Source organism: Skermanella rosea, assembly GCF_016806835.2.
Taxonomy (GTDB): Bacteria; Pseudomonadota; Alphaproteobacteria; order Azospirillales; family Azospirillaceae; genus Skermanella; species Skermanella rosea.
This window is the reverse complement of the sequence record NZ_CP086114.1, coordinates 213533-227188: the sequence shown is the minus strand read 5'-3', so window position 1 is coordinate 227188 and position 13656 is coordinate 213533. Positions and strand designations below refer to the sequence as shown.

Sequence of the window (13656 nt, the reverse complement as noted above, 5' to 3'; positions counted from 1 at the left end):
GCGAGGACACCCCGGGACCGGACCTCGACATCCTGCATTGCGAGACCATCCCCGCGCGCAGCGGCCTGCACGGCGGGGTGATCGCGCCCCACCGCCACGCCCACCTGTACCAGCTCTTCTTCCTCGGCATCGGCGAGGTCCGGATGACCCTGGACGGGAACGAGTTCCGGCCCCGGCCCCCCCTGCGTGATCGCGATGCCGTCGATCACGGTCCACGGCTTCGCGTTCCAGGGGGTGGACGGCTGGGTCCTCACGATGCCGGACCCGGTGATCGAGCGGCTGCTGGCCCCGGCGCCCGGACTGCTGCCCCATCTGGACAAGCCGCACATCGTGGACGCGGGCGGCTCCTTCGCGGAGATCGAGACGCTGTTCCGCCGCATAGCCGACGAGTTCACCGGGATCGGGCCGGGACGGCTGCTGTCGATCCAGGCCTGCCTGGAACTGATCCTGGTCTGGCTGGCCCGGCAGGTGCTCAGCGAGCGGGAACGGACCCTGTCGGTGCAGAGCAGGGCTGCGGCCCATGCCCGCCGCTTCCGCCACCTGGTCGAGACCGGCTTCCGCGAGCACAGGACGCTCGACCACTACGCCCGGGGGCTCGGCATCACGACGACCCAGTTGAACCGGGTCTGCCGGGCGGTCTTCGCCAAGCCGGCGCTCGGGGTGCTCCACGACCGCCTGCTGCTGGAAGCCCGGCGCAACCTCGTCTACACGTCGATGACCGTGGCGGAGGTGGCCTATACGCTGGGCTTCGCCGACCCTTCCTATTTCACCCGCTTCTTCATCCGGGCCACCGGCGCGGCCCCGTCAGACTTCCGCCGCGCCCAGCGGGAGCGGATGAGCCGCAACCCGCCCGGTCCCACCGGCATGACAGCAACCTGAAGTAGGTCGGCCTTCGCCCGCAGGGCGAACGCCGACAACGGACTCCGGCGTCCCGGAATGGCGTCTTCGTCAGTCCTTCCGGACCTTCCCGACCTCGGCATAGACCTCGCCGACCAGTTCCTCGCCGATCTCCTTGCGGTACTTGTCGATCACCGGGCCGGCAAGCTCGCGCAGCTTGGCGATCTCCTCGGGCGGCAGCTCGTTGACCGTCATGCCGGCCTTCGCGATCTCCTCCAGCGACTTCGCGGCCTGCTCGCGGGCCACCTGCCGCTGGTAGACCGTGGTCTCGGCCGCGGCTTCCTGAAGGATCCTGCGCTCGTCCTCGGACAGCTTGTCCCACAGCTTCTTGCTCGCGATCACCGCCTGCGGCGTATACATGTGGTTGGTCAGGCTGAGATACTTGGAGACCTCGTCGTACTTGCCGTCGATGATGTTGAGCAGGGGGTTGGTCATGCCGTCCACGGCACCGGTCTCCAGCGCCGTATAGGTCTCGGTGAACGGCATCGGCACCGCATTGGCGCCCACGGCGTTCATGAAGTCGATATAGATGGGCGTGGGGATCACCCGCATCTTCAGGCCCCGCAGGTCCTCGGCCTTGGCGATGGGGCGCCGGCTGGTGTGCATCTCGCGGAAGCCGAGATCCCAGTAGGCCAGCCCGACCAGCCCCTTCTCCGGCAGCTTGTCCAGCAGCTTGCGCCCGACCGGCCCGTCCAGGACGGCGTCCGCCTCCTCCGGGGTGTTGAACAGGTAGGGGAAGTCGAGGATCGCCATCTCCTTGACGTTGCCGGCCAGCAGGCTGGCATTCATCACCGTCAGGTCGACGGTGCCGCCCTGCATGGCGGAGACGGTCTGGAGGTCGGGGCCGAGCACGCCGCCGGGGAACGGCTTGACGGTGATCAGGCCGCCGCTCTTCTCCGCGACCAGTTCCGCGAATCTCTGGACGCCCAGCACCTGCGGGTGCCCCTTGTTGCTCGCCGAGGGGAACTTGAGCGTGCGCTTCTGGATGTCGGCGGCACCGGCGGCGCCGGCCAGCAGCATCACGCCCGGGACGAGGACACCGGCGAGAAGCCGGGACAGCAGCTTTTTCAAAGCGTTGACTCCCTTGTTGCCCGCTTCTTGAGGAGCGGTGCCGTTGGTGAGAAGTATCGTTTCCTGGGCGGACCATGAGCGGCGCCACCGTTAACGTCAAATACCAAGACATGCGGCGGCATGAACATGACGTTAATTTCCAGCCGCCACGACGGCGGCCATTTCCGCCCGCAGCAGCCCGATGAAGCTTTCGGCGAAACCGGACAGGCCGCGCTCCGCCTTGACCGCCACATAGGTCTGGAACGCGGTGGGCTCCTCGATGTCCAGAAGCCGGATGCCGGAGACGGCACCGTGGGCCACGGTGAACTGGTCGATCACCGCGATGCCCAGGCCCGCCTGGACCAGCCGGCAGACCGTGGTCCCGAAGCGGGCGCGGATCGGCATGGAATAGGTCAGGTTCCGACGCTCGAAGATGTCGGCCATGATCCGGCCATAGGGATCGTTGGGATCGATTCCGATCAGCGGGTAGCGGGCGATGTCGGCCGCGGACACGGAACCCCGGCCGGCCAGCGGGTGGTCCTCGGGCGTGATGCACAGCAGCTTGCCGCGCGCCAGCTCGATGAAGTCCAGCGACGGGTGGTCCACCTTGTAGCTCATGGCGACGATCTCCCCCTTCTCCAGCAGGAGATAATCCATCGCCTCCTCGATCTTCAGGATGTCGACCTCGATCACCAGCCCGGGATGCTTCCGGACGATCCGCTCGATGGCCCGGGGCACCATCATGTTGGCGATGCTGGGCACCGAGGCGACCTTGAGCTCCGACCCGTGGCCGCTCTCCAGCCGCTTCACGGTGAACTGGAGATCCTCGACCTTCTTGTAGACGGCGTTGATCTGGGCGAACACGTCGTTGGCTTCCAGCGCCGGGACGTAGCGGCCGTGGCGCCGGTCGAACAGCCGGACGCCCAGCGACTTCTCCGTGTACTTCATCAGCCGGCTGACGCCGGGCGCCGACACGTTGAGCAGCTTGGCCGCCCCGTTGATCGTGCCGGCGACCATCACTGCCCGGATCACCTCGATCTGCCTGAGGGTCAGCATCCCCGGTCCAGGGAGGAGGTCACGACGCCTGGGCGGTCTTCCCGGCCTCGCCGATCAGCCGGGCCAGGCGCTGGAGCGCGAGCGTGTAGCCCTGGGTCCCGAACCCGGCGATGACGCCGGACGCCACCGACGAGACGTAGGAATGGTGCCGGAACGGCTCCCGGCGGTGGACATTGGAGATATGCACCTCGATGATCGGGAACTCGCAGGCGTTCAGGGCGTCCAGGATCGCGACCGAGGTATGGGTGAAGGCGGCGGGATTGATCACGATGCCGGCGGCCCGCTCGCGCGCCTCGTGGATCCAGTCGATGATCATGAACTCCGCGTTGCTCTGGTGGAACTCGATCTCCAGTCCCAGCTCCGCCCCGGTCCGCCGGCAGTCCGCCTCCACGTCGGCCAGGGTCTCGTACCCGTAGATCGCCGGCTGGCGCTTGCCGAGCAGGTTCAGGTTCGGGCCGTTCAGGACATAGACGATGCGGCTCATCATGGCTCTCCAGGAAATCGATCTGCTTGAGCCCCATAGGGTGACCAAGCCCCGGGGCTCGTCAACAGCGGATCGCCTCGATCGCCACCGGGGTCATCGGCATGCCGGCAACACGCCGCGGGATGGCTTGCGTGTGGAACAGCCGCATCGCTCAAGGCCCGCCTTCGGCATCGAACCGATCCTCGGCGAAGGTGGGCTGCGTCAGGTCGATGTCGTGCCTGAATCCGACGGATCCCCGATGCGCCCCGAAGAGCGGAGCCATGCCGGCTGGAGGCGTCAGTTCCGCCACCGGCCTGCCGTGGCGCGTGATGATGATCCTAGCGACCCGGCCGCCCTCCAGGTCATCGAACAGCGCCAGGCATTCGTTTTCGAACTCCGCCACGCTGACGGTCACGACGCTCGGCTTCATGGGCTCCTCTCCGAAACTGGCCGGAGTCATCCGGCCATATCCGGAGCCCTCCCGCAAGCCCGGTCAGAACTCCAGGCAGATCTTGCCGAAGTGGCTTCCCGATTCCTGGTGCCGGAAGGCGTCCGCGATCTCGCCCAGGCCGAAGCTGCGGTCGATCACCGGCCGCACGCCGGTCGTCTCGATCGCGCGCACCAGATCGTTCTGGTGGCGCCGGTTGCCGACGATCAGGCCCTGCAGGCGGGCCTGCTTCGCCATCAGGACGGCGGTCGGGACCTCCCCGGAGCGCCCGGTCAGCACGCCGATCAGCGAGATGTGCCCGCCGATCCGCACCGCGGCGATGGACTGCGCCAGGGTCCCCGGCCCGCCGACCTCGACGACATGGTCCACGCCGCGCCCGCCGGTCCAGTCCCGTACGAGCTTGCCCCAGTCCTCGTGCTGCCGGTAATTGATCGTGTGGTCGGCGCCCAGCCCCCGGATCCGTTCCAGCTTCTCGTCCGACGAGGAGGTCGCGACGACCGTGGCGCCCATCATCTTCGCATACTGCAGGGCGAAGGCCGAGACGCCGCCGGTGCCCAGCACCAGCACCACGTCGCCCGCCTTCAGCCCGCCGTCCACGACCAGGGCCCGCCACGCGGTCAGCCCGGCCGTCGTCAGGGTCGCCGCCTCGGCGTGGCCGTAGCCCTTGGGCACGGGGGTGAACCAGGTGGCGGGGCGCACCACGGTCTCGCGGGCATAGCCGTCGACGCCGTCGCCGGGCACGGTGGAGAAGTCACCCACCTCGGCCGGCCCGTCCTGCCACTGCGGGAAGAAGACGGAAACCACATCGTCGCCCACCGCGAAGCCGGTCACGCCCTCGCCCACCGCCTCGACGGTGCCGGCGCCGTCGGACATGGGAATCCGCCCGTCCGCGGTCGGCATCCGGCCGCTCACGACGCCGTAGTCGTGGTAATTCAGCGAACTGGCGCGGATCCGGACCCGGATCTTGCCGGGACCCGGAGCGCCGGGGTCGGGCATGTCCACCAGTTCCAGCCGGTCCAGTCCGCCGGGCGAGCGCAGCACGATCCCCTTCATGTCGTTCTCCTTCTCTGCGTGTAGGCTTGATCCGTCCGGATGGGCCGTCAGGACACCGGCGGAATGATCTTGTCTTCCCGCAGCCGGCGGAACAGCCCCTCGAACATGTATTCCGTGTCGATGCAGGCATGGAAGCCGGCCTGACGCGCCTTGATGGTGCTGCTGATATTGTCGAAGCCGCTGTTGAAGATGAAATCGCCGAACGCCCACGAGGCGATCTTCTCGTAGGCGATCGGCTGCAGCCCGTACTTGGCGACCATGGACTCCCACAACGGGCCCTTGTCGGTCATGTAGGTGGTCAGCGGCGTCGGCACCGGATCGGCCCAGTCCATGCCGAACATGCGCGCGATCTTCGGCCACATGTGCTGCCAGCGGAAATAGTCGCCGTTGGTGATGTTGAAGATCTCGTTCCGCGCCGCCGGAGTCTGCCCCGCCCAGTCCGCGGCCTCCGCCAGGATGTCCGCCGACGTGACCTGATAGAGCGCCCGGTAGGCCGCCTCGGTCCCGGGAAAGCGCAGCGGGATGCCCAGTTCCTTCGAGATCGCCGCATAGACGGCGATCACCATGGACAGGTTCATCGGGTTGCCCACGGCGAAACCGCACACCGCTTCCGGCCGAAGCGCCGTGAAGGCCCAGTCCTTGCCGCGCTGGCGTTCGCGCAGGTGGTCCTCCTGGTCATAGTAGAAGTTGGGCGGCATCAGGCGCGGATCGTCCTCCCGCGCCGGCGTCTTGAACGGGCCCAGATCGGCGCCGTAGGCCTTGCCGCCCTGGTAGAAGGTGACGTGCCGCAGGTTCGGGGAGGTCTCCTCGACCGCATCCATCAGGTTGCGCAGGATCGCGACGTTGAGCTCGCTCTTCTCGGCCGCGGTCGGTTTCTCGATATAGGCGCCGAACACCACGTGGGTGACGTCGCGGATGCCCGACAGCGCGTCCCGCACCTGGTCGGGGCGGGTCAGGTCCACCGAGATCGACTCCACTCCCGGGATCGCCGGCTCCGTGCGCCTGGCCAGCCCGTAGACCTTGACGTCGGGCTGGCCGGCCAGCCGGATCGCGGCGGCGCGGCCGATGACCCCGTGCGATCCGGTGACGATGATCTTGCGTTGCATGCAGCCTCTCCCGCGGTTGGCGTTTCCGCAACGGCAACCGCCTCGTGCCCGCCGAGTTCCTGACCCGAAACCGGAAAGGACCTCTTGTCACTCGGACACATTTAGGGCTTCATCATCCTCTATACGGTATGATGAACCCGAATTATACGCTAAACGGTATCTGGAAATGGAAGCACGGGAACGGTTCGGGACGCGGATGCGGTCGTTGCGACGCTCGCGGGGTTTCTCCCAGTCGGCCCTCGCGGAGCGGACGCGCCGCACCCAGGCACGTGTCGCCGCCGTGGAAGGGCGCGGCGATCCGCAGCTCAGCACGATCCTGGCGCTGACCGAAGCCCTGCGGGCGGTCCTCGTGCCGGTGCCGGTCGAGCGTCTCGCCGAGGTCGAGCGGCTGCTCGACCCGCAGGGCCGCCAGGCCGCGCCCGGCGAGCACGTCCCGAGCGCGCTGGAGGAGCTGTTCATCGCACCCGACGATGAGGACGACCCGTGAACCGCAAGGCCGAAATGCTGGGTGTCTACCTGGAGCCGAGGCGAGACGCGTCCGTGCGCGTCGGCAGCCTGCTGCTCGACGGCAAGCGGAGCATCCGCTTCGTCGTCGACCAGGGGTATGTCGATCTCGGACCGGAACGGCCGATCCTCAGCGCGGGATGGTGGTTCCCCGGCGACGAGGAGCGGACCGTCGCCCGCCTCTCCGACGGCCGCGACAAGATGGGCAACCTGGGCTTCCTGCCCCCATGGTTCAAGAATGTGCTGCCTGAAGGCGCCCTGCGGGTCGCCATCGAAAGGCAGATGGGGCCGGGCATCCACACCGACTTCGACATCGTGAGGCGCGTCGGAAACGATCTGCCCGGCGCCGTCGTCGTCAGGGACGAAGGTTATGCCCAGCCTCCCAGGGAGATCGCCTCGCCCGCCGGCGACCTGCCGCCGATCCGCTTCGGTCTGGCCGGCATGCAATTGAAGCTCTCCGTGCTCAAGGAGGGCGAGGGACTCACCGTTCCGGCGGAGGGCCGGTACGGTTCGATCATCGCCAAACTGCCGAGCCGGCAGCGCGGGCTGGAGTTCCTGCCGGAACTGGAGTTCTCGGCCATGCGGCTCGCCGCGGCGGCGGGCGTCGACACCGCAGCCTGCGAACTGGTTCCCCTGGACAGGCTCCAGGGCATCGGCTCCGAGCACCGCCGGCACGGTGATTACCTGCTGGCCGTCACGCGGTTCGACCGCGCTTCCGATGCCCGCGTCCATATCGAGGACTTCGCCCAGGTCTTCGGCGCGGTTGACAACCAGAAATACACGATAGCGAACGAGGAGACGCTGTGGAACGGCATCAAGCGCTTTGCGGCCGACCCCAACGGCGATCTGCTCGAAGCGGTGCGCCGCTTCACCGTCAACGTGCTGCTCGGCAACGGCGACGCGCACCTCAAGAACACCAGCCTGATCTATCCCGACGGACGCACGGCGCGCCTGAGCAAGGCTTACGACATCGTTCCGACCGTGTGCCTCGACGGCGACGACACGCTGGCCATTCCGTTCGGGCGGGCCAAGGCCATGTCCGACGTGACGGTCGAGACGTTCCGCAGGCCCGCGATGCGGCTTGACCTGGATCCCCGCCTGCTGACCGACGAGGTCAGGCGCACCGTCGAGAAGGCTGCCGACCGGTGGCCCGGACTGCTGCCGGGCCTTCCGCTCGTGCGACGCCACGCGGACATGCTGCGCAAGCGCTGGGAGACGGCGGCGCTCGCGGGCGGCTGGCGCCGGGTTACCCCTTGAGGACTCGTCGAAGAAGCCGGCCCCGGCCGGAATGCTGATGCTTGCGGGCCGGAGGCCCGACGCTTCCGGCGGACGCCGGACGGATGCGCCATCAGGGGTAATTGAACGGGCGCTCGCCGCCCCGTAGAGAGGCGGCCGAATAATTCAACGGAGGGGACACCCAATGAATCGGGCCAAGTTTTACGGGTTGATGCTGCTGGCCGGCCTCGCGGCGGCATCGCCGGCCGGCGCCGCCGACATCAAGGAACGCAACATCAAGGTCGGCATCGGCCTCAGCGCAGACCATCCGCAGGGCCAGGCGGTCGCCAGGTTCGCCGAGCTGGTCAGCCAGCGCAGCGACGGCAAGATCAAGGTCAAGCTGTTCGCCGGCGGCCTGCTGGGCAACGACGTCAGCATGGTCTCGTCGCTCCAGGGCGGCACGCAGGAAATGACCATTCCCGACACCTCGACCCTGGTCGGCATCGCCGGGCTGAAGGAGTTCGGCCTGATCAACCTGCCCTTCCTGTTCAATTCCTCGTCCGAGGCCGACGCGCTGCTGGACGGCCCGTTCGGCCAGAAGCTGATGGCGAAACTGCCGGAGAAGGGCCTGATCGGGCTGGGCTTCTGGGAGAACGGCTTCCGCCAGATCAGCAACAACCGGCGCCCGATCACCAAGGCGGAGGACATCCAGGGCCTGAAGCTGCGCGTCATCCAGAACCCGCTGTTCATCGACACCTTCAAGACGCTGGGCGCCAACGCGCTGCCCATGCCTTTCCCCGAGGTCTACACCGCGCTGGAGACCGGGACGGTGGACGGCCAGGAGAACCCGATGGCGACCCTGGTCGCGTCGAAGTTCTACGAGGTCCAGAAGCACACCGTGGTGTCCAACCACATCTACAGCGTCTGGGCCTTCCTGATGAGCAAGAAGTTCTGGGACAAGCTGACCCCGGACGAACAGCAGCTCCTGACCGAGGCTGCCAACGAAGCGACCGCCTTCGAGCGCCAGACCATCCGCGCCTTCGACGCCACCGCGCTGGAGGAGATCAAGTCCAAGGGCGTCGAGGTGACGACCCTTTCCGACGAGGAAACGGCCAAGCTGCGGGAGCTGACCAAGCCGGTCTCCGAGAAGTTCGTCCAGGAGTTCGGCGCCGAAGGCGCCCGCGAGATGCAGGCCGAACTGGAGAAGATCCGCGCCGCGAAGAACTGATCTTCCGGAGCAGGGGGTGCCCGCCGCGACGGGCACCCCGCCATCCCTTACCCGGAGGGATAACGGGGATTGAAGCCGTACTCCGCCGCGAAGCGCCGGCGCCTCATATGGGAGATCAGCGCGCGGATCGCGTAGCCGACGACCAACCCCAGGATTGCCCCGAACCAGAAATCTTCCATGGCCTCACTCAGCGGCTTCGCAAACTCAACCAGTGGTCCTGCACAGTGTTTCTGATGACGTTCGGCGGAGCGGAGGGCGGTAGGTCGGCCTTCGCCCGTCAGGACGAACGCCGACATCCTTCGTCAACGCTCCGGCCACGCTGTCGGCGTCGGCCTTCGGCCGAGGCCGACCTACGATAAATCAATCAAAAACACTGTGCCGAGCCACTAGGACCGACGGCGCCGGCCAGGGATCATCCTAACGGAAGGCTCGAAAACCGGGCAATGCAGGTGACCGGATTAAAACAAGGGGCCGGCGTCACTTCACATGGATGCGCATCACGATATCTTGGTCGTGGTTGCCGAACTCCTTGCCGAAGATGTTGACGCCGCCCGGCCGCTGGGCCCCTTCGTCGATCCCGACCCGCAGGCGGATGGAGTGGTGGTCGAGCAGGCCCAGCTGGGCGAGGGTCACGTCCGACGCCTTCGCCCCGTTGACGCTGGTCCCGGCCCCGGAGACCACCCAGGTGGTCAGGTGCCCGTACTGGGAGCCTTCCAGCTTCCACCAGCGGGGCGTGAAGCGGCCCCGCTTGTCGCCGTAGTCGCCCGGAGAGGTCCAGGTCCCCACCTTCACGTCGTTGACCCACATGCTGATGTCCGACGGCCAGTCGCTGTTGGTTCCCGGCACCTCCGACGACAGCTCCAGGGTGAACTCGATCGCCTCGACCTCGGCGTTGAGCACGCGCGCATTGTTGGGAAACTTGTATTCCACATGGCCGCGCCAGAACCACAGCAGCGACGCCTTCATGCGGCTCGGATCCAGGAAGAAGTCCGGCACATCCAGCAGCCCGATCACCCCTTCCGCCGAGCATAGCCCGCACGGTGCCGAGACGCTGCAGCTGGTATAGAGCCCGATCGGCATGGCGACCTCGATCAGGTTGCTCTTCTGCTGGAGCGCCGGATCGTCGAACCGGATCATGATCTCGCCGTAGCGGGCATGGCAGATCTTCTGGCGCCCCTTGTTGGCCTTCATGGCACGCGTCTCGATCAGGCCGCAGGCCTCCAGCATCTGCACGTTGGTGGCGACGGTCGATTGCGGCAGGGAGAGCGCCTCGCTGATCTCGTTGACGTTCATCGGTCCCTTGTGGCGAAGCAGCCGCAGGATCTGCATCCGCGGCAGCGAAGCCAGCGCCTTCACGATGTCGGCGTCCCGATCGGGGCTGATGCTCAGGATGTCGCTGCTTATCAGGGTCTGGTCGTTCACGTCATGCTCCGGATTGGGCGGGACAATATATCAGGATTTTTGATAGCCTTGGAAGATTTCCGATCTGTTGGTGCGCTGCACAAGGGCTTTTATATCGTAAAATCCGATATATATGGAATTTTCTGTTGACCACTGGGCCGAACAGGATTAGCGTTCGGGTCAAGCAGAACAAAAGAACAAAGCGATCCCATCGCTGGAAAGGGAGGAAGATGCCCATTCTCAGAACGATCGCGTGCGCCGCCGTCGCCCTTCTCATCGGCACGTCCGCGTACGCTCCGTCTGCCCAGGCGCAGGACGTCGTTTCCAGCCTTCCCAGGAAAGAAACGCTGATCCTGGAGAACCCGGAAGGGACCATCAAGAATCCGGGCTGGTTCAACATCTGGGCGATCAATGCCGGGGGCCAGTACACCGGCCTTCAGCAGCTTGCCATGGACACGCTGTGGTACATCGACCCTGAAAAGGGCCTCGACGGACCGATCGACAACTCGCTGGCAGCCGAGCCGCCCAAGTACAACGCCGATTTCACCGAAATGACGGTGAAACTGCGGCCCGGGATCTTCTGGAGCGACGGGGTCGAATTCACCGCCGACGACGTGGTCTACACCGTCGAGACCCAGATGAAGAACACCGGCATGCGCTGGGGTCCCCTGCTCTCCCTCAACGTGGAGAGCGCGCAGGCGACCGACCCGCAGACCGTCGTCTTCAAGCTGAAGCGGCCGAACTCCCGTTTCCACGCCCTCTTCACGGTGCGCTTCAACGCGATCTGGATCATGCCGAAGCATGTGTTCGAGAAAGCGCCCGACCCGATGCGGTTCGACTTCAACAAGCCGGTGTCGCTCGGGGCCTACGCGCTGCACAGCTTCGATCCCCAGGGCAAATGGTTCATCTGGCAGCGCCGCGACGACTGGCAGCGCACCACGCTGGGCCGCTTCGGCGAGCCGGGGCCGAAATACGCCGTCTACATGGACGCCGGCCCGCCGGACAAGCGCGTGATCGCGCAGATGAACCATAATCTCGACGTCGTCCACGACGTGGCGCCGGAGGGCATGTTCACCCTGGCCAAGCAGTCAAAGACCTCGCGCGGCTGGTTCAAGGACTTCCCCTACGCCCATCCCGACCCGACGCTTCCCGCCCTGCTGTTCAACCACCAGCGGCCCGAGTTCCAAAGCCGCGACGTGCGCTGGGCTCTGGCCCTGCTGATCGACATCAAGGCCGTCTCCATGGCCTCCTACCGGGGGGCCGCGACCATCTCGGCGATCGGCATCCCGCCGACCGGCACCCACCCCGACGACTACCACATCCCGATGCAGGACTGGCTCAAGTCGTTCGAGCTGGACACCGGCAAGCAGAAGATCAAGCCGTACGACCCCAACGTCGGCAAGCAGATCGCCGACATGCTGCGCCCCTCCATGAAGGAGCAGATCCCGACCGACCAGGCGAGCATCGACCGCTCGTTCGGCATGGGCTGGTGGAAGCCCAATCCCCAGGCGGCGCAGGAACTGCTGCAGAAGGCGGGATACACCAAGCGCGGCAGCAGCTGGTACACGCCGGACGGCAAGCCCTTCTCGATCCGGGTCATGGTCGAGGGTGAAAGCCGCCCGGTGATCACCCGCGCCGGCACCATGATCGCCCAGCAGTGGCGCCAGTTCGGCATCGACGCCAAGACCGAGCTCGCCCAGGGCACCATGCTGGACCGGCGCAACGCCGGCGACTTCGACACGCTGATCAGCTGGAGCGTCGAGAGCTACGGCGGCCACCCCGACCTGGCCTATTTCCTCGACAGCTGGCACTCGGACTACGTGGCCGCCCCCGGCAAGATGCAGGCCCCGCGCAACTACATGCGCTGGGCGTCACCCGAGCTGGACGGGATCATCGAGACGATCCGCGGCGTGTCGTTCGACGACCCGCGCTCGATCGAGCTCGGCCGCGAGTACGTCAAGCTGGCGGTGCGGGAGATGCCGATCATCCCGCTGATGGCCTACAACGTGTTCGTCGCCATGGACGACACCTACTGGACCGGCTACCCGACCGCCGAGGATCCCTACGCCAACCCGGTCCCGAACTGGGGCAACTCCCGCTACATGATGGTCCGCCTCAAGCCGAGCGAATAACGGGCCGAGCGAATAACGGAGGGTGCGCGTCCCGCGCACCGGGGCGGCGGGACGCCGCCCCTCCCGGACCCCGCGTTTCCGAGGACCAATCCCATGAGAACCTACGCCGCCTACTTGGCGAAGCGTCTGATGCAGTTCGCCCTGGTCGTCTTCATCGGCATCAACCTGACCTACCTGATCTCCCACTCGACGCCGATCGACCCGGTCGAGCAGACGATCTCCGCCCTGACCTCGTTCGGCAACACCAGTCCCGAGGCGATCGAGACCATGCGGCAGTCGCTGCGCGAGCTGTACGGCATGAGCGGCACCCCGCTGGAACAGTATCTCTCCTTCTGGAGCCGGATCGCGGTGGGCGACTTCGGGCCGTCCCTGTCGGCCTTCCCGACCCCGGTGTCCGAGCTGATCCTGCGGGCGCTGCCCTGGACCATCGGCCTGCTGGTGGTGGCGACGGTGCTGGCCTGGTTGCTCGGCAACCTGCTGGGCGGCCTCGCCGGCTACTACAGGAAGAACAGGGTGCTGAAGGCGCTGGGCCTCGTCGCCATGGGCCTGCACCCGATGCCCTACTACGTCGTGGCCTTCGTCCTGCTGGTGCTGTTCGGCTTCCTGTGGCCGGTTCTGCCGATCAGCGGCGGGTCCGGCATGGCGGTCGAGCAGGGCTTCAGCCTCGCCTTCGTCTACAGCGTCTTCATCCATTCCCTGCTGCCGGCGCTGTCGCTGGTGCTGGTCGGGATGGGCGGCTGGTTCCTCGGCATGCGGGCGCTGGTCTCCAACATCGTGACCGAGGACTACGTCGTCTATGCCGAACTGGGCGGCGTCGACCGGCACCGCATACTGACCTCCTACGTGATGCGGAACGCCCTGGTCCCGCAGGTCACCGGCCTCGCCATGTCCCTGGGCGCCATCTTCACCGGCGCGATCATCACGGAGGAGGTGTTCGGTTATCCCGGCATCGGCTCGCTGCTGGTCGATGCGGTCCATGCCGGCGACTACAGCCTGGTGCTGGGCGTCACCTCGGTGTCGATCGTCGCCGTCTCCACGGCGGTGCTGGTCATCGACCTGCTCTATCCGCTCCTCGATCCCCGCGTCCAGGTGGAGTGACCGGC

General features: G+C 66.6%; 14 protein-coding genes. 6 read left to right on the top strand and 8 right to left on the bottom strand.

The window, feature by feature from the left end; all coding sequences use genetic code 11:
* Positions 1 to 195: 195 nt before the first annotated feature.
* Positions 196 to 879 (top strand): helix-turn-helix domain-containing protein, encoded by a 684-nt coding sequence (locus JL101_RS34725; RefSeq protein WP_203103511.1) that lies wholly within the window; start codon positions 196 to 198, stop codon positions 877 to 879.
* A 69-nt stretch (positions 880 to 948) separates the two neighbouring features.
* Here the strand turns inward: JL101_RS34725 and JL101_RS34720 are convergent, their stop codons facing one another.
* From JL101_RS34720 to JL101_RS34695, 6 genes are all read right to left on the bottom strand, one after another.
* Positions 949 to 1968, bottom strand: a complete 1020-nt coding sequence (locus JL101_RS34720; RefSeq protein WP_228435644.1) for a TRAP transporter substrate-binding protein — start codon at positions 1966 to 1968, stop codon at positions 949 to 951.
* 132 nt (positions 1969 to 2100) lie between these two features.
* Complete coding sequence (locus JL101_RS34715; RefSeq protein WP_203103513.1) at positions 2101 to 3003, bottom strand: LysR family transcriptional regulator; 903 nt, start codon at positions 3001 to 3003, stop codon at positions 2101 to 2103.
* A gap of 19 nt (positions 3004 to 3022) precedes the next feature.
* Positions 3023 to 3487, bottom strand: a complete 465-nt coding sequence (gene aroQ / locus JL101_RS34710; RefSeq protein ID WP_203103561.1) for a type II 3-dehydroquinate dehydratase — start codon at positions 3485 to 3487, stop codon at positions 3023 to 3025.
* A 151-nt stretch (positions 3488 to 3638) separates the two neighbouring features.
* Positions 3639 to 3896, bottom strand: coding sequence for a type II toxin-antitoxin system Phd/YefM family antitoxin (locus tag JL101_RS34705; protein ID WP_203103515.1), 258 nt, complete (start codon positions 3894 to 3896; stop codon positions 3639 to 3641).
* Between the two features lie 63 nt (positions 3897 to 3959).
* On the bottom strand, positions 3960 to 4967 hold the full coding sequence (locus JL101_RS34700; protein ID WP_203103517.1) for a zinc-dependent alcohol dehydrogenase family protein: 1008 nt from the start codon (positions 4965 to 4967) through the stop codon (positions 3960 to 3962).
* Between the two features lie 47 nt (positions 4968 to 5014).
* A complete protein-coding gene (locus JL101_RS34695) occupies positions 5015 to 6073 on the bottom strand; it encodes an SDR family oxidoreductase (protein WP_203103519.1) in 1059 nt (352 codons plus the stop codon).
* Positions 6074 to 6278: 205 nt separating this feature from the next.
* Between JL101_RS34695 and JL101_RS34690 the strand changes: the two genes are divergently transcribed.
* From JL101_RS34690 to JL101_RS34680, 3 genes are all read left to right on the top strand, one after another.
* Complete coding sequence (locus tag JL101_RS34690; protein WP_203103521.1) at positions 6279 to 6560, top strand: helix-turn-helix domain-containing protein; 282 nt, start codon at positions 6279 to 6281, stop codon at positions 6558 to 6560.
* A complete protein-coding gene (locus tag JL101_RS34685) occupies positions 6557 to 7834 on the top strand; it encodes a type II toxin-antitoxin system HipA family toxin (protein ID WP_203103523.1) in 1278 nt (425 codons plus the stop codon). Before JL101_RS34690 ends, JL101_RS34685 begins: the two co-directional genes overlap by 4 nt.
* 163 nt (positions 7835 to 7997) lie before the next feature.
* On the top strand, positions 7998 to 9020 hold the full coding sequence (locus tag JL101_RS34680) for a TRAP transporter substrate-binding protein (RefSeq protein WP_203103525.1): 1023 nt from the start codon (positions 7998 to 8000) through the stop codon (positions 9018 to 9020).
* A gap of 47 nt (positions 9021 to 9067) precedes the next feature.
* Here the strand turns inward: JL101_RS34680 and JL101_RS36705 are convergent, their stop codons facing one another.
* On the bottom strand, positions 9068 to 9199 hold the full coding sequence (locus tag JL101_RS36705) for a hypothetical protein (protein ID WP_267133580.1): 132 nt from the start codon (positions 9197 to 9199) through the stop codon (positions 9068 to 9070).
* 298 nt (positions 9200 to 9497) lie between these two features.
* Complete coding sequence (locus JL101_RS34675; RefSeq protein WP_203103563.1) at positions 9498 to 10424, bottom strand: ArsR/SmtB family transcription factor; 927 nt, start codon at positions 10422 to 10424, stop codon at positions 9498 to 9500.
* A 227-nt stretch (positions 10425 to 10651) separates the two neighbouring features.
* Here JL101_RS34675 and JL101_RS34670 point away from each other — a divergent pair, with 227 nt between their 5' ends.
* Positions 10652 to 12553: an ABC transporter substrate-binding protein gene (locus JL101_RS34670; protein ID WP_203103526.1), complete on the top strand. Its 1902-nt coding sequence runs from the start codon at positions 10652 to 10654 to the stop codon at positions 12551 to 12553.
* A gap of 93 nt (positions 12554 to 12646) precedes the next feature.
* Positions 12647 to 13651, top strand: coding sequence for an ABC transporter permease (locus JL101_RS34665; protein WP_203103527.1), 1005 nt, complete (start codon positions 12647 to 12649; stop codon positions 13649 to 13651).
* Positions 13652 to 13656: the final 5 nt, after the last annotated feature.